Genomic DNA, 20,635 nt, shown 5'->3' on the forward strand with positions numbered 1-20,635 from the left:
CCTATCCTGGAAATCATGGCACGAATGACAGGGTCCTGGTTGTCCGGACCGGGCTCCGCGAACCCACGTGAACCTCAGAACTTCCGCGGGGAGGAGTTGGGCCTACCGCAGCAGGGCGTCGGCGCGCTGGCAGGTACCGGACGCAGAGTCCTCGCGTTACTGCTCGACTGGACGATGGCCACCGGCGTGGCGTCGCTCATTCTCGGTGGGTACACCACGAGCGGACTGATCTCGACGATCGTGCTGGCCGTGTGGTTCGGCGTCGGACTGGTGAGCGTCTCGCTGTTCTCGTTCACCCCGGGGCAGTTCGTCGTAGGTATTCAGGTGGCACGCATCGATGCCCAGGCGCGGGTCGGCTTCGTCCGCGCGCTGGTTCGTCTGTTGATTCTGCTGTTCGTCGTCCCGGCTGTCGTCACCGACATGGACGGCCGAGGAATGCACGACCGCGCAACGGGAACAGCCCTGCTGCGGACCCGCTGAGGGGTCGGCGCACCAGGGCTGTCCGAGTGGTCGTGAGTGGCTAGCGGCGCTTCATGGTCCGCTGAACGCCCTTCATCTTGGCCCCGCCGGGAATGGGGCCCTTCGGCATCGCCGGGCCCCCCTTGGTGCCCAGAGCAGAGAGCCGCGACTCGATGGTGTCCATGCGCTTGCCGTCGATGTTCTTCGGCAACTTCGACAGGTACTTCTGCAGACCCGAGAGCGGAATCTGGTTCTCTTCGTTTCCGACGATGATGTCGTAGATCGGAGTGTCGCCCACCAAACGGGCGGTCTTCTTCTTCTCCTGAGCCAACAGTGACTTCACGCGATGTGGTGCACCCTCGGCCACCAGAATGACACCGGGCTTGCCGATGACACGATGCACGGCGTCGAGATGGGTGGTTCCGGCGATCGCATTGGTCACCCGCCACGACCCCTGCAGATTGTCCAGGGCCCACGCGGCCGCGCCGGCCTGACCGTCGGCCTTCTTGTACACCGACTTCTGCACACGGCGACCGAAGATGATGAACGCAACCAGGACGCCCAGGAGCAGTCCGATGGGGAGCAGGAACCACTGGAAATCGAAGGCCAGGCCGATGAGGAACCCGAGGAGCCCCAGGCCGACCACCGACCCGATCATCAGCGGAAGGAGAACCTTGTCGTCCTTGCGCTGCATCTGAAACGCCTGCCAGAGCTGCTTGCGCCGTTCCCTCGATGCCTGCTTGCGCGCTGCCTTGGCAGCCGCTTTTACTTCCTTGCTGGGCTTTGCTGCTTTGCCAGCCTTACTGCCGTTCGCCATACCTCACAGGATACGTCCTGTGCCGGCGCTCACGTGCACCGCGGCGGGTTGGCAAAAGGATCAGCGAGCCGCCAGACGCGCCATCAGCGAACTCGCCTCCTGAGAGGCTTCGCCACCATCGGTCAGGTGACTCATGCTCTCGGGCAATTCACGGCCGTGATGAGCCATGGCCTGTGCGTAGAGGCGTCCGGCGCGGTAAGAGGAGCGGACCAACGGCCCGGCCAGCACACCCGCGAACCCGATTTCGGTTGCGTAATCGGAGTGCTCGACGAACTCCTCCGGCTTGACCCAACGCTCGACCGGATGGTGGCGCGGCGACGGGCGCAGGTACTGGGTGATGGTCAGGATGTCGCAACCGGCCTCGTGCAGGTCGCGAATGGCCTCCTGCACCTCTTCCGGGGTCTCGCCCATGCCGAGGATCAGATTGGACTTGGTGACCAGACCGTCGTCGCGGGCTGCGGTGATGACGTCCATCGACCGCTGGTACCGGAAGGCGGGACGAATGCGCTTGAAGATGCGCGGCACCGTCTCGACGTTGTGCGCCAGCACCTCGGGGCGTGACGAGAAAACCTCGGCCAGCTGATCGGGCTTGGCGTTGAAATCGGGGATGAGCAGTTCGACGCCGGTGTTCGGATTGAGCTTCTTGATGTAACGAACCGTCTCGGCATACAGCCACGCGCCGCCGTCCTCGAGATCGTCACGAGCGACGCCGGTGATCGTGGAGTAGCGCAGACCCATGGCCTGCACGCTCTCGGCCACCCGGCGCGGCTCGTCTCGATCGAGATCCTCCGGCTTGCCGGTGTCGATCTGACAGAAATCGCAACGGCGGGTGCATTGCTCACCGCCGATGAGGAAGGTCGCTTCGCGATCTTCCCAGCATTCGTAGATATTGGGGCAGCCGGCTTCCTCGCACACCGTGTGCAGACCTTCGCGCTTCACAAGACCCTTGAGCTCGGTGTATTCCGGGCCCATCTTCGCTTTGGTCTTGATCCAGCTCGGTTTGCGTTCGATGGGGGTCTCCGCGTTTCGGATCTCGAGGCGGAGCAGCTTGCGTCCTTCTGGGGCCACAGTCACAGGATCGATGCTACGCGCCGAAGCGAACCGTCGTGAACTGCGGGTTGGTCGACGCCTCCGTGACCGGCGGATGCTCGATCTCGTGATCCTGCACGGGCATCGATCCGTCCAGGGCGGCCAGAATCGCCTCGGTGACAGCAGCGGTGACGTCATCGATCGTGACGTCTCGGCCCAGCTCGAGCGACAGCGATGTCACCCCGGCATCGGCGATTCCACACGGCACGATCGCATCGAATCCGGTCATGGCCGCATTGCAGTTCAGTGAGAAGCCGTGCAGCGTCACTCCACGCTGAACACGGACCCCGATCGCCGCGATCTTGCGCTCGGGCAGCCACGCGCCGTCCCGCATCTGCGCCGCGAGCCACACCCCGGATCTACCGTCGACGCGCCCGCAGGTGATGCCGTAGGCGGACACCACGGAGATCAGAGCTTCTTCGATACGGCGCACGTACCGGACGACGTCGATGGGCTGTGCGAGCTTGACGATGGGATACCCCACCAATTGACCGGGGCCGTGCCAGGTGATCTTGCCGCCACGATCGACCTCGACAACGGGAGTACCGTCCCGCGGCATGTCTTCCTCGGATGTACGCCGCCCCGCCGTGTAGACGGACGGATGCTCGAGCAACAGCAGCGTGTCGGAGCCGACGCCGTCCGCCCGGGCACCGGCGAGCTCGCGCTGCAGTGCCCAGGCCTCGGTGTATTCGACGGTGCCCAACTCACGCACCACGACCGGCTCGGAGCTCGCGCGTGCCGACACTGCGGCCGACGAAGAGTTCGCATCACTCATGAATCGGAACGGTACGCCGCGTCACGAGCCGACGGCCACCCGCAGTGCTTCCCCGATGGTGTTGTGCTCGAAGGTGTAGCCCGCGTCCTCGAGAGCCTTCGGAATTGCCCGTGGCCCGGTCAGAATCGCCTCCTCGGCGAACTCACCGATCACGGCCTTCAACGCGAAGCCGGGCACCGCCCATGGGGCCGGTCGATGCACCGCTCGCGACATCGCACTGTTGAACTGGGCGTTGGTCACCGGAGTGGGGCCCACCATGTTGACCGGTCCCCGCAGTGCGTCGTTCTCGATGCCGTGCACGATGGCCCCGATCTCGTCCTCCAACGAAATCCACGGGAAGTATTGACGGCCACTGCCCAACCGCCCGCCGAGCGCGAACAGGTACAGCGGCCGAAGTTTGCCCAGCATGCCGCCGCGCTGCGACAGCACCACACCGCTGCGCAGAAGGATCGTTCGGACACCGGCTTCCGACGCCTTCGACGTTGCGTTCTCCCAGTCGCGACAGACTTCGGCCAGAAAGCCGTCACCGACCGGGGCACTCTCGTCCACCACCCGATCTCCGGTGTCGCCGTAGAAATTGACGCCACTGGCATTGATCAAGGTGGGGACCCCGGCGTCGGCTGCAGCTGCAGCGAGTACCTCGGTCGGGGCAATGCGACTGTCTCGTACCAACTGCTTGTAGGCCCCGGACCATCTCTTGTCGCCGATACCGACGCCGCAGAGGTTGACGATTGCGTCGGCACCGTCGAGCGTTGCCGCGTCGATGCTCCCGTGCGACGGATCCCACTGGGACTCGTCCGGTCCCGCCGGCGTGCGCCGAACGAGCCGGGTGACGTCGTGGCTCCGGCCTCTCAATGCTGCGACCAGAGCTGTGCCGATCAAACCTGATGAACCTGCAATGACTACGCGCATGTGAACGAAAGCCTCCTTGACGCAAACGGGGCATCATTCGCGAACGAATGATGCCCCGGATGCACGGTTCGTGCCCCTCTTGTCGAGACTCCGATGCGAATGTTTCGCGCTCTCACCAGAATACGTGAGAGACGCGATTCGCCGGTTGCCTACAGGCCGAGATCGGCCTCGAACGACGCCACTTCGAGACGCTGCTTGATCGTCGTGAGGAAGCGTCCCGCATCGGCCCCGTCCACCAGACGGTGGTCGTAGGTGAGCGGCAGGTAGCACATCGAGCGAACACCGATCGACTCGTTGCCCGAGTCGTCCTTGACGACGACCGGACGCTTGACGATCGCACCCGTGCCCAGCATGGCCGCCTGCGGCGGAACCAGGATCGGGGTGTCGAACAGCGCACCCTGGCTGCCGATGTTGGTGATGGTGAACGTGCCACCGGACAGCTCGTCGGGCTTGAGTCCACCCGAGCGTGCACGGGTGGCGATGTCGTTGATCGCCCGAGCCAGTCCGGCGAGCGACAGGTCGCCCGCATTGTGGATGACGGGGGAGAGCAGACCCTGCTCGGTGTCGACGGCGATACCGAGGTGGACATCGGCGTGGTACGTGATCTCCTTGGCGTCCTCGTTGATGCTCGCGTTGACGTTGGGGTGCGCCTTGAGAGCCTCCACGACGGCCTTCGCGAAGAACGGCAGGTACGTCAGGTTGACGCCCTCGTTCTCGGCGAACTTCGCCTTCGCCTTGGTGCGCAGACCGGCGATCTTCGTCACGTCGACCTCGAAGGTCTGCGTCAGCTGTGCAGAAGTCTGCAGCGACTCACGCGTCTTCTTCGCGGTGATCTGACGAATTCGGTTGATCTTCTGCGTGGTTCCGCGAAGATGCGCGAGCTCCGGGCGAACACCAGCGGTGGCCGGGGCAGCGGGCTTCGCTGCGGCGGCAGGCGCAGCAGCGGCAGCCGGAGCGGCCGGAGCCTTCTTGGCCTCGGCTGCGGCGAGCACATCCTGCTTGCGGATGCGTCCACCGACACCGGTGCCCTTCACGGTCGACAGATCGACATCGTTGTCCGACGCCAGCTTGCGTACCAGGGGAGTGACGTACGGGCTGGAATCACCCGACGGTGCCGACTCCTTGGCGGGAGCGGCCTTGGGAGCCTCCTGCTTGGGCTCGGGCTTGGGCTCGGCCTTCGGGGCTTCCTGCTTGGGGGCTTCCTGCTTGGGAGCCTCCTTCTTCGGCTCCTCGGCCTTCGGCTCCTCGGCCTTCGGCTCCTCGGACTTCGGGGCCTCGGTCTCGGGGGCCTTCTCGGCCGGCGATCCCGATCCGATGACGGCCAGCTGGCCACCGACGGCGACCGTGTCGTCTTCCTCGGCGGAGATCTCGAGCAGAGTTCCGGCGACCGGAGACGGGATCTCGGTGTCGACCTTGTCGGTGGACACCTCGAGCAGCGGCTCGTCGACAGCAACCTCGTCACCGACGGCCTTGAGCCATCGAGTCACGGTGCCTTCGGTGACGGACTCACCCAACTCGGGCATCGTCACCGGCGTGCCGGATCCCGACGAGTCGGACGATGCACTCGCTGCGGGTGCCTCCTCCTCGGCCTGTGGCTCGGGCTCGGCTGCGGGAGTGGGCTCCTCGGCAGCTTCCTCGGGTGCCGACTCCTCGGCGGGCGCGGCGTCCTCGGCCGGTGCATCGGACGAGGGTGCCTCGCCTGCGTCACCGATCTGGGCGAGCTCGCCACCGATCTCGACGGTGTCGTCTTCCTGAGCGACGATCTTGGTCAGAACACCGGCTGCAGGCGACGGGATCTCGGTATCGACCTTGTCCGTGGAGACTTCGAGCAATGGCTCGTCGACTTCGACGGTGTCGCCTTCTTGTTTGAGCCACCTCGTGACAGTTCCCTCGGTGACGCTCTCACCAAGAGCTGGCATCTGGACGGAGAAGGCCATGTCTGTTGACTCCTCGACAGTTGTATGCGGGTGATGTGGTTCGACGACTTGTGGTCGCAGACCATTGTGCTGGCGGAACAGGGTTCATGGACGAGAGTTGCGTGATTCGGTTCGACGGAGGCGTCGGTGCACACGGCACCGATCGAGCGTGTGCGGCTCGACTCAGCGCCCACGTAGACACTCCCTCTCGGCAATTCACTCACTCACTTCACGAGCCTTGGTTCACTATCAAGAGAGCTGAACCCTCTAATGTCATCCTTCCATTGATATCGCCTCGCCGTTCCCCTAGGGCGTGCAACACGCCTGGCAAACTGGCGGGTAACAACATTCCGGCACCAGAACCGATGATCCATCGGCCGTACGAAAAGGATGCTCTCGTGGGATTGTTCGATCGACTCAAGCGAAGCGGCGGGGGCGCGAAACGGGCCCCGGAGGGGTCGGTTGCCCAGTACCTGGCCGATTGGACCGACGCGCGAATCGGTGTCGAGGCCTACGTCGAGCCGAAGACGACGGTCACCCCGCTGACCGTCGTGCTGATCGCGAACGACGGCGAATGGACCCGTCGACCACTCGATGAAAAATATGTACGAAAGATCGGATCCGACCTGAAGATCCCGGTGTACGACGTACGCAAGACCGGCTACCCCCAGCGCATGCGCGATCACGATGCCCGCCAGAAGGTCATCAGGAAGCGTGAACAGCAGCAGCGCGATCTCTGACCTCGCCCGTGCGTGCGGACGCCGATCCGCACGCACGGACTGTCGCGATCAGCCGTTCTCGGCGATGTCCTCCAGGACCGCGAACATCGTCCGTACGGGAACGCCGGTGCCGCCCTTGCCGGTGTAACCGAAGGGTCCACCGGTGTTGTACGCAGGGCCCGCGACGTCGATGTGAGCCCATTCGACGCCGTCGGCGACGAATTCCTTCAAGAACAGAGCGGCAGCGAGCATTCCACCGGCCCGGCCGTTGGTGACGTTGGCCAGATCGGCCACCTTGGAATCGAGTTCGCGTCGGATCTCCTTCGGCAACGGCATCGCCCATGCGTTTTCGCCGATGGCCTGAGAGATCTCGGCGACGCGGTCGCGGAAGTTCTCGGTGCCCATGACTCCTGGCGTTCGATTGCCGAGCGCGACCACCTGAGCCCCGGTCAATGTCGCGGTGTCGATGAGGTAATCCGGATCGTCCTCGCAGGCACGCACGATCGCGTCGGCCAACACCAAGCGGCCTTCGGCGTCGGTGTTGATGACCTCGACGGTGATGCCGCCGTACTGGGTCAATACATCGCCCGGACGCTGCGCTGTACCCGACGGCATGTTTTCGGCCATCGGCACCGTCGCGATGACATCGAGTGGCAGACCGACCTTCGCGGCCAGGATCACCGTCGCGATGACCGCAGCCGCACCGCCCATGTCCGAGGTCATGTTCTCCATGCCCGCAGCGGGTTTGATGGAGATGCCGCCGGTGTCGAACGTGATTCCCTTGCCCACCAGGGCGACCTTCTTCGCACCCCGCTTACCGCCCGAGTGCGTCAGGCGAACCAGTCGGGGCAGGCGTGAAGAACCTTTGCCGACGCCGTGAATGCCGCCGTAGCCGTCCTTCTCCAGTGTCTTGTCGTCCATGATCTCGACCTTCAGGCCCGCAGCCGTACCGAGGGCCTTGGCTTGCGCAGCGAACTCCTCCGGGTAGAGGTGGCTCGGCGGGGTGTTGACGAAATCGCGTGCCACAGCGACGGATTCGGCAATGGCGAGCGATCGTGCCAGCTCGTTCTTGGCTTCCTTGGAGCGGATGTCGGGAACGAGCAACTCGACGCGGGTGAGCGGAAGCGCGTCGGACTTCGGTGCCGACAAGGCCGACTTGAACTCGGTGAACTGGTACGCGCCCAGAAAGAAGCCTTCCGCGGCCGCGCCGAGATCGAGCGCCGACAACGTGGTCGCGGCAGATTCGACGCCCTTGAGCGCGCGAGCTGCGGTACCGGCCGAGTGGCGGATGCGCTCGCTGTCGATGTCGGCGGCGCTACCGAGGCCGACCGCCAGCACGCTGTCCACGGACAGGCCGGACGGTGCCGGAATGCGCACCAGCTCGTCGGCCTTGCCGGTGGCACCGACGGACTCGAAGGAGTCGAGTAGCGCTGCAGCGATGGCGTCGTCGGAAATGTCGTCGGTGATGGCGAGTTCGAGACCGTCGTCACTGGTACTCAGCGCGACGACGAGAACGTCGACTTTCTTGCCGAGCTTGCCCGCGAGGACCAGGTCGGGTCCGAGAGTGCGGGAAGGCGTCGAGGATGAAGGCACGTGGCTGCTCCTGTAGGGGTTGACGTGTACGTACCTCGATCCTAATGACGACTCGTCGAGGGACGCAGTCGGTCTGCCGGGCCCGCGACGGCCGCGATGTGAGCTAGCGTGACCGCCATGACCGACACCGAGCTGATCGAGGGACCACTTCATGCCGTGCACACCGAATTGGGCGCGACATTCGCACCTTTCGGCGGCTGGACCATGCCGGTGTCGTACGCCGGAGTGGTCGTCGAGCACACGGCAGTGCGAGAGGCCGTCGGCCTCTTCGATGTCGGGCATCTCGGTAAGGCGTCGGTGACCGGACCCGGAGCCGCTGCCTTCGTCAATTCCGTGCTCACCAACGATCTGAACCGAATCGAACCGGGCAAGGCGCAGTACACCCTGTGCTGCACCGAATCCGGCGGTGTCGTCGACGACCTGATCGCGTACTACGTCTCGGACGAGAACGTCTTTCTGGTGCCGAACGCAGCCAACACGGCGGCCGTCGTCGCGGCGATGGCCGAGCAGGCACCCGAAGGGGTTTCGGTGGTGAACCAGCACCGCGAGTTCGGAGTGCTGGCCGTGCAGGGACCGAAGTCGACCGAGGTTCTGCAGGAACTCGGCCTGCCGACCGACATGGACTACATGGCATTCGAGGACGCCACCTGGAATTCGGTGGCGGTCCGCGTCTGCCGGACCGGATACACCGGCGAACACGGCTACGAGCTCGTTCCCCCCGCGGGAGATGTGGAACCGCTCTTCCGGGCACTCATGGCTGCCGTGCGCTCGCGCGGAGGGCAGGCGTGCGGGCTCGGTGCACGCGACACGTTGCGTACCGAGATGGGATACCCGTTGCACGGACATGAACTGGCACTGGACATCTCGCCACTCGAGGCGCGCTGCGGCTGGGCGATCGGGTGGAAGAAGGACGCGTTCTGGGGCAAGGAAGCCCTGTCCACCGAGAAGGCGTGCGGACCGGCGCGAGTGCTGCGCGGACTGAAGGCCCTCGACCGCGGTGTCCTGCGCCCCGGCCTCGCCGTCAGGGCGTCGGGACAGCAGATCGGAACGACGACGTCCGGCACGTTCTCGCCGTCGCTCAAGATCGGAATCGCCCTGGCCCTGCTCGACGCAGAAGCCGCTCCGGAGGTGGGCACGGAGGTCGAGGTCGACGTTCGTGGGCGAGCGTTGCGCTGCGAAGTGGTCGCGCCACCGTTCGTCGCAGCGAAGACCAGGTGACCGCGCGAGAACTCGGTGGCGTTGACGATAGGATCTCCGGCATGACAGGTGTTTCCGAGTTCACGTACGTGCAGCATTCCTCGCCCGCGACTGCCGCGGAGCGCGACGCGGTGCTCGCTGCACCCGGTTTCGGAAAACACTTCACCGACCACATGGTGTACATCGACTACACCCGTGACGGCGGTTGGCACGATGCGACGATCGCGCCGTACGGTCCGATCGAGCTCGACCCCGCCGCGATGGTCCTGCACTACGGCCAGGCCATCTTCGAGGGACTCAAGATCTATCGTCAGCCGAACGGCGACCTCTCGACCTTCCGGGTGCACTCCAATGCCGAGCGCTTCCGCTCCTCGGCTCGCCGTCTGGCGATGCCGGAATTGCCCGACGAGCTGTTCATCGGATCGATCGAGAAGCTCCTCGAACTCGACCACGACTGGGTTCCCGCGGCCGGTGGCGAAGACGCGCTGTACGTCCGGCCGTACATGTTCTCCACCGAAGCCGGGCTGGGTGTGCGCCCCGCCGACTCGTACCGCTACATGTTGATCGCCTCGCCCGCGGGTGCGTACTTCCCCCGGGGAGTCAAGCCGGTGAGCGTCTGGCTCTCCACCGAGTACGTCCGGGCGGCACCGGGCGGGACCGGTGCGGCGAAGTTCGCCGGGAACTACGCCGCATCACTCCTCGCGCAGGCGCAGGCCAGCGACGAGGGATGTGACCAGGTGGTCTGGCTCGACGCCACCGAGCGCCGCTTCGTCGAGGAAATGGGCGGCATGAACCTGTTCTTCGTCTTCGGCTCGGGTTCCGATGCACGCCTGGTGACGCCGTCGCTGTCCGGATCGCTTCTCCCCGGCATCACCCGCGACTCGCTGCTTGCCCTGGCGACCGACGCAGGCATCCCCGTCGAAGAGCGGCGGATCTCCACCGAGGAGTGGCGCAAGGGTGCCGACTCCGGCGAGATCACCGAGGTGTTCGCCTGCGGTACAGCAGCCGTCATCACGCCGGTGGGCAGCGTCAAGTCCACCGAGGGAACGTTCGAGATCGCAGGCGGCGAGCCGGGCGAGATCACGCTCGCACTGCGTGACACGCTCACCGGCATTCAGCGCGGAACGTTCGCCGATACGCACGGCTGGATGACCACGCTCCGCTAGCTCCCCAGAAGCAGGCCGACCGCGGCCAGCGCGGTGGTGGTCTCGATTCCGGCTCCGAGCACGTCGCCGGAGAGCCCGCCGAAGCGTCGGACACAGTGGCGAGCGACAACCACCGCGAGGGCGAGCACGGTGACGACCACCAACGGTCCCTGCCACGGTCGGTCGGGCAGCGCGTAGACGGACATCGCCGTTGCCGCGCCTACCCACAACGCCACCGCTGCGCTCGACTGTGTGCCTGCCACGAGTGCGCCGAAACCGCTCGGTGCTGCCGCGTCGATGCCTCTACGACAGGCGAGCACCGCCGACACACGGCCGATCACCGAGACGAACACGATGGCCCACCACATGTGCAATTGAGCGAGCTGGCCGACGCTCGCGGCCTGTATCCCCAGGATCAGAACAAGTGCTGCCACACCGAACGGGCCTGCGCTACCGGACTTCATGACCTCCCGAGCGCGCTCGGGAGGGCCGTAACAGCCGAGCCCGTCGGCAGTGTCGGCCAATCCGTCGAGGTGCATGCCCCTGGTGAGCAGTGCGGCGGCCGCAACGCAGATCAGCCCGCCGAGAACAGGTGACAACCCCGCCGCGGTCGTCACCCACAGGATTGCCGAGGCGACACCGCCGAGGGCGAGGCCGACGAGTGGAGCCCATGCGATGGCTCGCCCGGCCGAGTCTCGATCGACGTCGGCGGGGCCGCGTACCGGTAGCACTGTCAGCCAGGAGAACGCGAGCACCAGCCCTTCGGCTCGCCACCGCACGGTCAGCGGGCTTCGGTGTCGCCGGTGCTGACCCCGGCATCGGCGAAGGTCGCCATCGAGTTCAGGGTGTCGATGCCTGCGCGAACCAGCGGCAATGCTGCGAGCGCGCCCGAGCCTTCACCGAGGCGCATGGACAATTCGACCAACGGTTCGATCCGTAAGTGCCGCAGCGCAAGTGAGTGTGACGGCTCGGACGAGCGGTGCCCGGCAACCCACCACGCTCTGGCACCGGCTGCGGCATCCTCGGCCACGAGCGCTGCTGCCGTCACCACGAGGCCGTCGAGTATCACCGGCGTCCGTCGATGGGCGGCCTGCGCAAGGAAACCGGCGAGTGCCGCGATGTCGGCACCGCCCGCGACCCGCAGTAGGTCGGTGGGGTTCTTCGCGACCGGTCGTGCTCTACGCATCGCGTCCCGGATCGCTGCGGTCTTACTGATCCACCCCGCATCGTCGATTCCAGTGCCGCGACCGACAGCGGCTACCGGTTCGGTGTCGGTCAGGGTGGCGATCAATGCCGTTGCAGGAGTGGTGTTTCCGATTCCCATATCGCCTGCGATGAGAAGATCTGCGCCGCCGTCCACTTCTTCGTCGGCAATGGCGGCTCCGGCGGCAATCGCGGCCCGAACCTCGTCCTCGCTCAACGCATCCTCGCGGTCGATCGATCCGCTTGACCGTCGAATCTTGAACGCGGACACCGAAGAATCTGTATCGGCGTCGACCGCGATGTCGACAACCCGAACGGTGGCACCGGCGATATCGGCGAGCACGTTGACCGCGGCACCTCCGGCGCGGATGTTCTCGACCATCTGGGCCGTCACTTCAGGAGGATAAGCAGAGACCCCGTGCGCAGCGACGCCGTGATCTCCGGCGAAAACGACGACACGCACTCGCTCGAGAGATCGTGGCGGGCAGGCGTCCTGGCAGGCGGCGATCCACTCACCGAGCGCCTCGAGGCGACCGAGGCTTCCGGCAGGCTTGGTCAATTCCCGTTGCCGGTCCACGGCAGCCGATCGAGCCGAGTCCGATGGAGCGGTCACCGGACGAAACGGTGACGACGACGCCGAATCCTCTTCCGAAAGAATTGTCACACTGTGCCTTTCGCGGTGATGAAGTCCGCCGGAGGTTCCTTGAGGGTCAGCGCGAGTCCTGCGACGACCAGCAGAACCTTGTCACACACTGCGGCGAGCCGAGAATTGAGCAAGCCCAGCTCGTCTCGGAAGAGGCGACCGGAACGGGATTCGGGCACGACGGACAGGCCGACCTCGGGGCTGACGAGCACGAGGGGGTACGCGCAGTTCGCGACTGCCCCGACCAGGTTGTCGACAGCCGGTGCGATCGTGCCGCGGGGACGCTCCCAGGCCTGCGCGTCGTCGAGCATTCCCGTCAGCCACGTCCCGAGATCGTCGACGACGGTGGTGCCGTCCCACGGCTGCGAGACGACACCGGCCAGGGATGTGACGGTTTCGACGGTGGACCAATGCTTCGGTCTCGACGCGCGATGCCGCTCGATACGGCGCTGCCAGTCCTCGTCGGTTGCGTCCCGCCTACCGGTGGCGAGGTAGCGAACCGGCTCGAGAACGGCAAGCGATTCGGCGTGCCCGGACTTGCCGGATCTGGCTCCACCGAGCACGAGGGTTCGAGTCGGTACGCCCACCGACGTCAGACGGCCTCGCCGGCGCTGACCCGCGGCTTGGGAGCGCGCATCTTGCGGATCTGGGATGCGCGGACGAAGGCGTACCACCCGATCTTGAAACCGCCGTCGGTGGTCTCGGGGAACCGCACCCGAATCTTGTTGTTGATCATCTTGCCGAGGTAGACGCCCTCGCCGACCATGAAGAGCATCATCACGAACATGCCGAGGGTGACGTATTGCTGCACCTGAGGCTGCAGGAACAACGCGAAGATCAGGATCAACGCGAGCGGCATGAACAGACCGACGAGGTTGCGCCGCGCGTCGACGATGTCGCGCACGTATGCGCGCACCGGACCCTTGTCGCGGGGGAGCAGGTACTTGTCGTCGCCCGCGAGCATGCGTGCTCGTCGTTCGGCTGCGGCGGCGCGTCGCTCGTTGGAGGCGGCCTTGCGATCTTCCTTGGTGCCCTTGTTCGCCTTGCGACGCTCGCGTGCCTCTTTGCTCGTCAGGGGAGCAGGGGCGACCGGTCCGCGACGCCGAGCCTCGGCATCACGACGCTTGGGGGTCGGCCGGCCCTTGCCGAGAGACACCGAAGAGGTCGCGTCGCTCCCGGCCGTCGTCGACTCGGATTCGTTCGAGTCGTTTCCGTCCGAATTGTCAGAGTTTCCACGGCGTAGCAGCTTCACGCACTCAGAGTATGGGATGGCTCGTCGGTATCGAACACCGGCCAGGTCAGCGGTGAAACAGCGGATGCCGTTCCGGCGCTGCAGCCCTAGACTTCCGACGATGCGAGTGATGATTGCGCCGGATTCGTTCGGAGACACCCTGACTGCCGCCGCTGCGGCCGACGCCATCGCCAGGGGATGGGCCTCGGTTCGCGAGACCGACGAACTCGAACTCGCGCCCCAATCCGACGGCGGCCCCGGCTTCGTCGAGGTCTTGGCCTCGCGCATCGGCATCGTGCAGTTCGCGGACGTGGACGGGCCCCTCGGCAACCCGGTGCGAGCCCACTGGCTGCTCGACGGTATGGCGGCGTACATCGAATCGGCTCAGGCCTGCGGACTGCATCTGCTCGACGGCCCGCCCACTCCACTCTCCGCACTGAAGGCAAGCAGCTACGGCGTCGGTCAGCTGCTCGACGCCGCCCTCGACGCCGGGGCTCGAACGGTATTCGTCGGACTCGGCGGAAGTAGCTGCAGCGACGGCGGGCGGGCGATGATTCGTGCGCTGGGTGGACTCGGATCAGCAGTCGCGCGCTTGTCGGACGTCGACCTCGTCGCCGCGTCGGACGTGGAGAACCCGCTGCTGGGCGACGCCGGTGCAGCCCGAGTGTTCGGCCCACAGAAGGGTGCCGACGCAGACACCGTGGCTCGGCTCGAGGAGTCGAACACCGATTGGGCCGCAGTGCTCTCGGCCGCCGGCTACGACGTGGCAGACCGACCCGGTGCCGGAGCCGCGGGCGGTCTGGGCGCGGCCCTGTTCGCCCTCGGCGGCAGGCAGCAACCCGGTGCCGTCGTGGTTGCGGAGAGAACCGGGCAACGTGAACTGCTCGAGACCGTCGACCTGGTGCTGACCGGTGAGGGGAAGTTCGACTCACAATCGCTGCGAGGAAAGCTGGTGACCAGAATCGCTGCCGCGGGCGGTGCGACCGGTATCGACACGATCGTGCTCGCGGGACAGGTCACGCTGTCCGAAGACGAACTGGAATCGGCGGGTATCTCGGCTGCGCACTCGATCAGTGAGTTCGCTGGATCGGTCGAGCTGGCGATGTCCGACGCGGCGAACCAGCTCGAACAGCTGGCCGCGCGCGTCGCGGCCAAGGTGGCCGACACCGCTGTGCAACCGAGGCGGCGAGCGTGAGGAATAGAGCCACCGGGAGTACGGTTGAGTAGTTCACGGGTTTTGTACGACTGATAGGGAGAGCCCATGACCGTTTCGAATGAGACCACAACGACCGAAACCGCAGCGCACAAGGTCACCATGACGGAGACCGCGTCGACCAAGGCCAAGGCGTTGCTGGACCAAGAAGGCCGCGACGACCTCGCGCTGCGCATCGCCGTGCAGCCAGGTGGTTGCGCAGGACTGCGCTACCAGCTCTTCTTCGACGACCGAAGCCTCGACGGCGACCTCGCGGTCGACTTCAACGGCGTCACCCTCGCAGTGGACCGGATGAGCGCCCCGTACGTGGAGGGTGCATCCATCGACTTCGTGGACACGATCGAGAAGCAGGGCTTCACGATCGACAACCCGAACGCCACGGGATCGTGCGCGTGCGGCGACTCGTTCAACTGAGCTGACTCGTACTCGACTGTGACCGGTACACGCATGCGTGTACCGGTCACAGTGGTGTCTGCCCATCAGCTCCCCAGCATTTATGAACCGAAAGGCCCTTCTTCGTGACTCTCGCGGTATCCGGCTCGATAGCGACCGACCATCTGATGCGATTCTCCGGACGGTTCGCCGAGCAGATTGTCGCCGATCAGCTCTCGAACATCTCGTTGAGCTTTCTGGTGGACGATCTGGTCATCCGCAAGGGAGGCGTCGGCGGAAACATCGCGTACGCACTCGGAGTTCTCGGCGGTGCGCCTCTGCTCGTCGGAGCTGTGGGACCGGACTTCGCCGAATATCGGACCTGGCTCGAAGAGCACGGAGTCGACTGCAGTGGTGTGAGCGTGTCCGCTACCGCACACACTGCCCGCTTCGTCTGCACCACGGACGAGGACATGGCGCAGATCGCGTCGTTCTACCCCGGAGCGATGAGCGAGGCCCGTGACATTTCCATCGAGGCACTCGCGGCGCAGCACGAGATGGACCTGGTTCTGATCGGTGCAAACGACCCCGACGCCATGACGGCGCACACGGCGCAGTGCCGCGCTGCCGGCATCCCGTTCGCGGCCGACCCGTCGCAGCAGCTCGCCCGGCTCGACGCCGCGCAGGCAACCGACTTGATCGACGGCGCCGCGTACCTGTTCACCAACGAGTACGAATGGGCACTCCTCAAGCAGAAGACCGGCATGTCCGACGAAGACATCGCCGCGAAGGTGGATCTGCGTGTCACCACCCTGGGTAAGCGCGGCGTCGACATCGTTGCCAAGGGCGGCGAACACACTCACATCGGTGTCGTACCCGAGACGAGCAAGGTCGACCCGACCGGTGTCGGCGACGGCTTCCGGGCAGGTTTTCTCACCGCGCACATGGCCGGAGCCAGCATCGAACGTGCAGCGCAACTCGGTTCGCTCGTGGCCGTGCTGGTACTCGAGACCACCGGCACTCAGGAGTGGGATCTCAACCGCGACGACGCGATCAAGCGTCTGACCGAGGCCTATGGTGCCGAAGCGGGCGAGGAGATCGGGGCACTGCTCCCCGTCTGAGGCCGATCTCGCCGCCCCCGAGATATCAGGGGCGGCGAGGTGACCCGATCAGATGTTGACCGGGTACTCCGGTTCGGCGATCTGCGGCACGATGCGCTTCTCGACGAAGATTCCGTGCCACACCATGAAGATCAGCAGCGTCCACAGTCGACGGCTGTGATCGGACTTGCCGGCGCGATGGTCGTCGAGCATTGCGACGACGGCGGCCTTGTTCAGCAGGTGATCGGTCTGCGAATCGGCGATCTGCTGGTGCGCCCAGTCGAAGAGTTCCGGGCCGCGCAGCCAATGGCGCAGTGGCACAGGGAATCCCAGCTTGGCGCGGTGCAGTACATGACCGGGAACGATTCCCTCGAGCGCCTGACGCAGAGCGTACTTGGTGGTGCTCTTGGTGATCTTCTGCTCGAGCGGGAGTTTCTCGGCGACCTTGTAGACCTCGGAGTCCAGGAACGGGACTCGCAGCTCGAGTGAGTTCGCCATGGTGATCTTGTCGGCCTTGACCAGAATGTCGCCGCGCAACCAGGTGAACAGATCCAGATGCTGCATGCGAGCCACCGGATCCCATCCCTGCGACTGCGCGTAGATCGGCGCGGTGACGTCCTGATGGGTCCACTCGGATCGGAACTCGCGCAACACCGAGCGCAACTGCGCGTCGTTGAAGCTGCGAGCGTTGCCGTAGTACCGCTCTTCGAGAGTCATCGATCCACGGTTGAGCAGGCTCTTGCCGCGAGTGCCCTCCGGGATTCGCTCGCTCAACGAGCCGGCCGCACGTCGAAGGAAGGCGGGAAGCGACTCGAACGGCTTCAACGACAGCGGTTCGCGGTAGATGGTGTAGCCGCCGAACAACTCGTCCGCACCTTCACCGGAAAGCACCACCTTCACGTGCTTGCGTGCTTCCTTGGCGACGAAGTACAGCGGCACCAACGCGGGGTCGGCCACGGGATCGTCCAGATACCAGACGATCTCGGGGATGGACGTCGCGAACTCTTCGGGCCCGACGACCTTCACGATGTGCCGGGCACCGATTGCGGCCGCCGACTCCGCTGCCACGTCGACCTCGGAGTAGCCCTCACGCTCGAATCCGGTGGTGAACGTGATCAGGTCGGGATTGTGACGAATCGCCAGGGCCGCGATGGCCGTCGAATCGATGCCGCCGGAGAGGAACGAGCCGACAGTGACGTCGGCGCGCATGTGTTTTGCAACCGAGTCTTCGAGTGCCTCGGCGATTTCCTGGTACCGCGCCTTCTCGCTGCCGGGTGCGAAGGGCTGCACCGGAAACTTCGGTGTGAAGTAGCGGGTGACCTTCGGCGGCGTACCGGGAGACAGAGTGGCGTAGCAACCGGATTCGAGCCGGCGAACGCCTGCGTGCAGGGTTTCGGGCTCGGGGACGTACTGCAGCACGGTGTAGTGCTCGATAGCGCGCGGGTCGAGATCGGTGCCGACGCCGAGCAAATCCATCAGCTCGAGCACGCTCTTCTTCTCACTACCGAACGCGGTGCCACCCGGACCGGTGGCCAGGAACAGCGGCTTGATGCCGAAGGGATCGCGGGCGATGAACATCTCGCGGGTCTCGGTATCCCAGACGGCGAACGCGAACATGCCTCGCAGTCGTTGTACTGCAGCAGGGCCCCAGTAGTGGAACGCAGCGACGATGGACTCGCTGTCACCCTCGGTGGTGAACTCGGCACCGTGATCGCGTGCCAGTTCTGCGCGCAGTTCCAGGTAGTTGTAGATCTCGCCGTTGAAGACGAGCGCGTACCGGTTCGGTGACTCCGGTGGACCCCAACGCATCGGCTGATGGGAGTGTTCGATGTCGATGAAGGACAACCGATTGAAGCCGTAGACGACGTCGTCGTCGTGCCAGGTGCCACCGGGCTCGTCCGGGCCGCGGTGACGCATGCAATGGGTCGCCGCAGCGACGAGTTCGACTCCGGCGGCGGTCGTTCCGTGAGACGTGAGTACTCCGAGCAGTCCACACACGGCGTCTGCTACCTCTTCTCGCAGTTGGGGACAGTGCAGGGGTCCTGGTCTCCGCGAGTGTCGTCAGCGGGACTGTAGATCAGGATCCGAGTATGCCGCAGACACGCTCGGTCGTAGGTAACGACCCAAGGGTGGTTCTTCGCCGGCTTTGGTCTACGCTGCGTAGTACTAGGGCATCCCATGTGGAAGCCCTCATTCTTCAGTGGTGGGCGATCAGGAAGGCGTGAACGTGGCGCAGAGTCGGATCCTTCGGCGAGCGGGGCTGACAGCATTTCTCGGTGTAGCCGCGTTGATGCTGTCGGGCTGTTCCATCAGCAGCGACAACGTACTCAATTTCGGCTTCGCCTCGGGCGTCACCCCTCAGGGGCGACGCATCGGCGACCTGTGGACGTGGTCGGTCATTGCTGCCCTGGTCATGGGCATCATCGTGTGGGTGCTGATCTTCTGGGTGGTGCTGTTCCACCGTAAGAAGAAGAGCTCACCGGAGTTCCCCCGCCAGACGGCGTACAACGTTCCGCTCGAGCTGTTCTACACGGCGGTTCCGTTCGTGATCATCGCCGTACTGTTCTACTTCACCGTCGTGGTGCAGAACTACGTCGACGAGAAGCAGGCCGATCCCGACGTCCAGGTGGATGTCACGGCGTACCAGTGGAACTGGAAGTTCGGATACCGGACCATCGACCTCAAGGACGGTGCCGCCAAGTACGAGGGCACCGACGAGGAAGAGCAGGCTGCCGCCGAGGCCGCCGCCACCCCGGGCGAAGGTGCCGAGGGCAGCGAGGACGGCGAGTTCGTTCCAGGACCGATCAACGGAGCATCCACCCAGGATCTGTCGTACCTGCACTACAACAAGATCGAAACGGTCGGCTCCTCCGATGAGATCCCGGTGCTGGTTCTGCCGACAGGCAAGCGCATCGAATTCGTGCTCGCGTCCTCGGACGTCATCCACGGATTCTGGGTGCCGGAGTTCCTCTTCAAGCGCGACGTGATGCCGAACCCTGAGGAAAACAACTCCGACAACGTCTTCCAGATCAGCGAAATCGAACGCGAAGGCTCCTTCGTCGGGCGGTGCACCGAGATGTGTGGCACCTTCCACTCGATGATGAACTTCGAGGTGCGCGCCGTATCGCCGGAGCGGTTCGAGCAGTACATCGAACTCAGGAAGCCGCTGTCCGAGGGTGGAGAAGCGCTCACCAACGCGCAGGCCCTCGAAGGTATCGGCGAGAGTCCCCTCGCAACGAGCACCTCGCCGTTCGAGACCGATCGCACTGTCCGCACCGCCACCGTCGCCGAAGGCAACTGACCAAGGAAGCATGCTGATATGAAAATCGAAGCGAAGATCTTCGAAATCCTCACTGTCTTCTTCCTGCTGGTCGGCATCGTGTACGCACTGTTCACAGGTCTGAGCCGCACCGGAGTGGAGTGGGCCGGAGTCACCGCGATCTTCTTGTCGGTAGGCCTGACGTTGATCGTCGGCACCTACTTCCGGTTCGTTGCGCGCCGTCTCGACACCCGACCCGAGGACTTCGACGACGCCGAGGTCAGCGACGGAGCAGGCGACCTGGGCTTCTTCAGCCCCGGCAGCTTCTGGCCGATCGTGCTCGCAGGAGCCGCATCCATCACCGCCCTCGGGTTCGCCTTCTTCCAGCCATGGTTGATCGCACTGGGAGTCGTGTGCGTAATTGTCTCGGCCGCAGGATTGGTCTTCGAGTACCACGTCGGTGCCGAGCGCCACTGATTCAGGCATAGCCGATAAGGGCCCCAGCTGTTCTCACGAACGGCTGGGGCCTTTTTCGCTGTCAACAGGCAAGGGCGATGCAACCGACAGGCTCACAGAGGCCATGGAGCGAGGGGCCGGTGCGGCGGATACCGGTCGACGAAAGCGTGGAAGAGGATAGTTCGACGATGGTCCTCAGGATGCGTCGGCCTCGGAGTGTGTAGGGGCGGTATTCGAGGTCGAGTCGGCCAAGGCGTCCAGTGAGATGTTCAGCGCCTCGCACAGTGCCGCGACGGTGAAGAATGCAGGAGTCGGTATCCGTCCGGTCTCGATCTTCCTGAGCGTCTCGACGGAGATGCGGGCCGCGTCGGCGACATCGGTCATGGTGCGGGTGCCTCGCGATCGACGCAGGGCCGTGCCGAGCCGGGCACCGCGGGCGAGTTCGCCGGGGGTGAGGGGAATGCGGACCATCTACCGATAGTAATACCGGTAGGGAGAAACACCGCGGGCTCGTCGTCCTGCCGCACGAGATCGTT

21 protein-coding genes are annotated in these 20,635 nt (G+C 65.0%); 9 read left to right on the plus strand and 12 right to left on the minus strand.

The genetic code is table 11. The features are described from left to right. The first annotated feature begins 15 nt into the window (after positions 1-15). On the plus strand, positions 16-480 hold the full coding sequence (locus R4P57_RS19990; RefSeq protein ID WP_317804586.1) for an RDD family protein: 465 nt from the start codon (positions 16-18) through the stop codon (positions 478-480). Positions 481-520: 40 nt separating this feature from the next. Here the strand turns inward: R4P57_RS19990 and R4P57_RS19995 are convergent, their stop codons facing one another. The 5 genes from R4P57_RS19995 to sucB all read right to left on the minus strand — a co-directional run bounded on the left by R4P57_RS19995 (position 521) and on the right by sucB (position 5,989). Next, positions 521-1,276, minus strand: a complete 756-nt coding sequence (locus R4P57_RS19995) for a DUF4191 domain-containing protein (RefSeq protein ID WP_317804587.1) — start codon at positions 1,274-1,276, stop codon at positions 521-523. Positions 1,277-1,336: 60 nt separating this feature from the next. Then, positions 1,337-2,350 carry a lipoyl synthase gene (gene lipA, locus R4P57_RS20000; protein WP_317804588.1) on the minus strand — a complete coding sequence of 338 codons (1,014 nt, stop codon included), beginning with the start codon at positions 2,348-2,350 and terminating at the stop codon, positions 1,337-1,339. A gap of 10 nt (positions 2,351-2,360) precedes the next feature. Then, positions 2,361-3,140, minus strand: coding sequence for a lipoyl(octanoyl) transferase LipB (lipB, locus tag R4P57_RS20005; RefSeq protein WP_317804589.1), 780 nt, complete (start codon positions 3,138-3,140; stop codon positions 2,361-2,363). A gap of 21 nt (positions 3,141-3,161) precedes the next feature. After that, entirely contained in the window at positions 3,162-4,052 is an 891-nt protein-coding gene (locus R4P57_RS20010; RefSeq protein WP_317804590.1) for a TIGR01777 family oxidoreductase, read from the minus strand. 149 nt (positions 4,053-4,201) lie between these two features. Then, entirely contained in the window at positions 4,202-5,989 is a 1,788-nt protein-coding gene (gene sucB, locus R4P57_RS20015) for a 2-oxoglutarate dehydrogenase, E2 component, dihydrolipoamide succinyltransferase (protein WP_317804591.1), read from the minus strand. Between the two features lie 377 nt (positions 5,990-6,366). Between sucB and R4P57_RS20020 the strand changes: the two genes are divergently transcribed. Continuing rightward, positions 6,367-6,708, plus strand: coding sequence for an oxidoreductase (locus tag R4P57_RS20020; protein ID WP_317804592.1), 342 nt, complete (start codon positions 6,367-6,369; stop codon positions 6,706-6,708). Positions 6,709-6,756: 48 nt separating this feature from the next. On the opposite strand, the gene R4P57_RS20025 is transcribed toward R4P57_RS20020, so the two are convergent. Then, positions 6,757-8,280, minus strand: coding sequence for a leucyl aminopeptidase (locus tag R4P57_RS20025; RefSeq protein WP_317804593.1), 1,524 nt, complete (start codon positions 8,278-8,280; stop codon positions 6,757-6,759). A gap of 117 nt (positions 8,281-8,397) precedes the next feature. Between R4P57_RS20025 and gcvT the strand changes: the two genes are divergently transcribed. Together gcvT and R4P57_RS20035 are read left to right on the plus strand one after the other, a co-directional pair. Continuing rightward, positions 8,398-9,498, plus strand: coding sequence for a glycine cleavage system aminomethyltransferase GcvT (gene gcvT, locus R4P57_RS20030; protein ID WP_317804594.1), 1,101 nt, complete (start codon positions 8,398-8,400; stop codon positions 9,496-9,498). Between the two features lie 41 nt (positions 9,499-9,539). Next, positions 9,540-10,643 carry a branched-chain amino acid aminotransferase gene (locus R4P57_RS20035; protein WP_317804595.1) on the plus strand — a complete coding sequence of 368 codons (1,104 nt, stop codon included), beginning with the start codon at positions 9,540-9,542 and terminating at the stop codon, positions 10,641-10,643. On the opposite strand, the gene R4P57_RS20040 is transcribed toward R4P57_RS20035, so the two are convergent. The 4 genes from R4P57_RS20040 to R4P57_RS20055 are packed head-to-tail and all read right to left on the minus strand — an operon-like array spanning position 10,640 to position 13,720. Then, positions 10,640-11,401 carry an adenosylcobinamide-GDP ribazoletransferase gene (locus R4P57_RS20040; RefSeq protein WP_317804596.1) on the minus strand — a complete coding sequence of 254 codons (762 nt, stop codon included), beginning with the start codon at positions 11,399-11,401 and terminating at the stop codon, positions 10,640-10,642. The genes R4P57_RS20035 and R4P57_RS20040 overlap by 4 nt on opposite strands. Positions 11,402-11,403: 2 nt before the next feature. Then, positions 11,404-12,483 (minus strand): nicotinate-nucleotide--dimethylbenzimidazole phosphoribosyltransferase, encoded by a 1,080-nt coding sequence (gene cobT, locus R4P57_RS20045; RefSeq protein ID WP_317804755.1) that lies wholly within the window; start codon positions 12,481-12,483, stop codon positions 11,404-11,406. Positions 12,484-12,485: 2 nt separating this feature from the next. Next, complete coding sequence (gene cobU / locus R4P57_RS20050; RefSeq protein ID WP_317804597.1) at positions 12,486-13,055, minus strand: bifunctional adenosylcobinamide kinase/adenosylcobinamide-phosphate guanylyltransferase; 570 nt, start codon at positions 13,053-13,055, stop codon at positions 12,486-12,488. 5 nt (positions 13,056-13,060) lie between these two features. Further along, the gene (locus R4P57_RS20055; RefSeq protein WP_317804598.1) at positions 13,061-13,720 is read right to left on the minus strand and encodes a DUF3043 domain-containing protein; all 660 of its coding nucleotides are present in this window, start codon (positions 13,718-13,720) and stop codon (positions 13,061-13,063) included. A gap of 100 nt (positions 13,721-13,820) precedes the next feature. Here R4P57_RS20055 and R4P57_RS20060 point away from each other — a divergent pair, with 100 nt between their 5' ends. From R4P57_RS20060 to R4P57_RS20070, 3 genes are all read left to right on the plus strand, one after another. Next, complete coding sequence (locus tag R4P57_RS20060; protein WP_317804599.1) at positions 13,821-14,894, plus strand: glycerate kinase; 1,074 nt, start codon at positions 13,821-13,823, stop codon at positions 14,892-14,894. A 66-nt stretch (positions 14,895-14,960) separates the two neighbouring features. Then, positions 14,961-15,326 carry an iron-sulfur cluster assembly accessory protein gene (locus R4P57_RS20065; RefSeq protein WP_317804600.1) on the plus strand — a complete coding sequence of 122 codons (366 nt, stop codon included), beginning with the start codon at positions 14,961-14,963 and terminating at the stop codon, positions 15,324-15,326. Positions 15,327-15,430: 104 nt separating this feature from the next. Then, positions 15,431-16,405 (plus strand): carbohydrate kinase family protein, encoded by a 975-nt coding sequence (locus R4P57_RS20070; protein WP_317804601.1) that lies wholly within the window; start codon positions 15,431-15,433, stop codon positions 16,403-16,405. A 48-nt stretch (positions 16,406-16,453) separates the two neighbouring features. On the opposite strand, the gene asnB is transcribed toward R4P57_RS20070, so the two are convergent. Beyond that, positions 16,454-18,382 (minus strand): asparagine synthase (glutamine-hydrolyzing), encoded by a 1,929-nt coding sequence (gene asnB, locus R4P57_RS20075; RefSeq protein WP_317804602.1) that lies wholly within the window; start codon positions 18,380-18,382, stop codon positions 16,454-16,456. A gap of 223 nt (positions 18,383-18,605) precedes the next feature. Here asnB and R4P57_RS20080 point away from each other — a divergent pair, with 223 nt between their 5' ends. After that, positions 18,606-19,685: a cytochrome c oxidase subunit II gene (locus R4P57_RS20080; RefSeq protein ID WP_317804756.1), complete on the plus strand. Its 1,080-nt coding sequence runs from the start codon at positions 18,606-18,608 to the stop codon at positions 19,683-19,685. A gap of 18 nt (positions 19,686-19,703) precedes the next feature. Beyond that, entirely contained in the window at positions 19,704-20,120 is a 417-nt protein-coding gene (locus tag R4P57_RS20085) for a cytochrome c oxidase subunit 4 (RefSeq protein WP_317804603.1), read from the plus strand. A gap of 174 nt (positions 20,121-20,294) precedes the next feature. Here the strand turns inward: R4P57_RS20085 and R4P57_RS20090 are convergent, their stop codons facing one another. Beyond that, the gene (locus R4P57_RS20090) at positions 20,295-20,570 is read right to left on the minus strand and encodes a helix-turn-helix transcriptional regulator (protein ID WP_317804604.1); all 276 of its coding nucleotides are present in this window, start codon (positions 20,568-20,570) and stop codon (positions 20,295-20,297) included. Positions 20,571-20,635: the final 65 nt, after the last annotated feature.

This window comes from Rhodococcus sp. IEGM 1330, from assembly GCF_033142445.1.
Classification (GTDB): domain Bacteria; phylum Actinomycetota; class Actinomycetes; order Mycobacteriales; family Mycobacteriaceae; genus Rhodococcoides.

Bases quoted from the DNA above. Each gene is read 5' to 3' on its own strand.
- R4P57_RS19990 (WP_317804586.1), top strand. From the start codon at position 16: ATGGCACGAATGACAGGGTCCTGGTTGTCCGGACCGGGCTCCGCGAAC.
- R4P57_RS19995 (WP_317804587.1), bottom strand. From the start codon at position 1,276: ATGGCGAACGGCAGTAAGGCTGGCAAAGCAGCAAAGCCCAGCAAGGAA.
- lipB (WP_317804589.1), bottom strand. From the start codon at position 3,140: ATGAGTGATGCGAACTCTTCGTCGGCCGCAGTGTCGGCACGCGCGAGC.
- R4P57_RS20010 (WP_317804590.1), bottom strand. From the start codon at position 4,052: ATGCGCGTAGTCATTGCAGGTTCATCAGGTTTGATCGGCACAGCTCTG.
- sucB (WP_317804591.1), bottom strand. From the start codon at position 5,989: ATGGCCTTCTCCGTCCAGATGCCAGCTCTTGGTGAGAGCGTCACCGAG.
- gcvT (WP_317804594.1), top strand. From the start codon at position 8,398: ATGACCGACACCGAGCTGATCGAGGGACCACTTCATGCCGTGCACACC.
- R4P57_RS20035 (WP_317804595.1), top strand. From the start codon at position 9,540: ATGACAGGTGTTTCCGAGTTCACGTACGTGCAGCATTCCTCGCCCGCG.
- R4P57_RS20060 (WP_317804599.1), top strand. From the start codon at position 13,821: ATGCGAGTGATGATTGCGCCGGATTCGTTCGGAGACACCCTGACTGCC.
- R4P57_RS20065 (WP_317804600.1), top strand. From the start codon at position 14,961: ATGACCGTTTCGAATGAGACCACAACGACCGAAACCGCAGCGCACAAG.
- R4P57_RS20085 (WP_317804603.1), top strand. From the start codon at position 19,704: ATGAAAATCGAAGCGAAGATCTTCGAAATCCTCACTGTCTTCTTCCTG.
- R4P57_RS20090 (WP_317804604.1), bottom strand. From the start codon at position 20,570: ATGGTCCGCATTCCCCTCACCCCCGGCGAACTCGCCCGCGGTGCCCGG.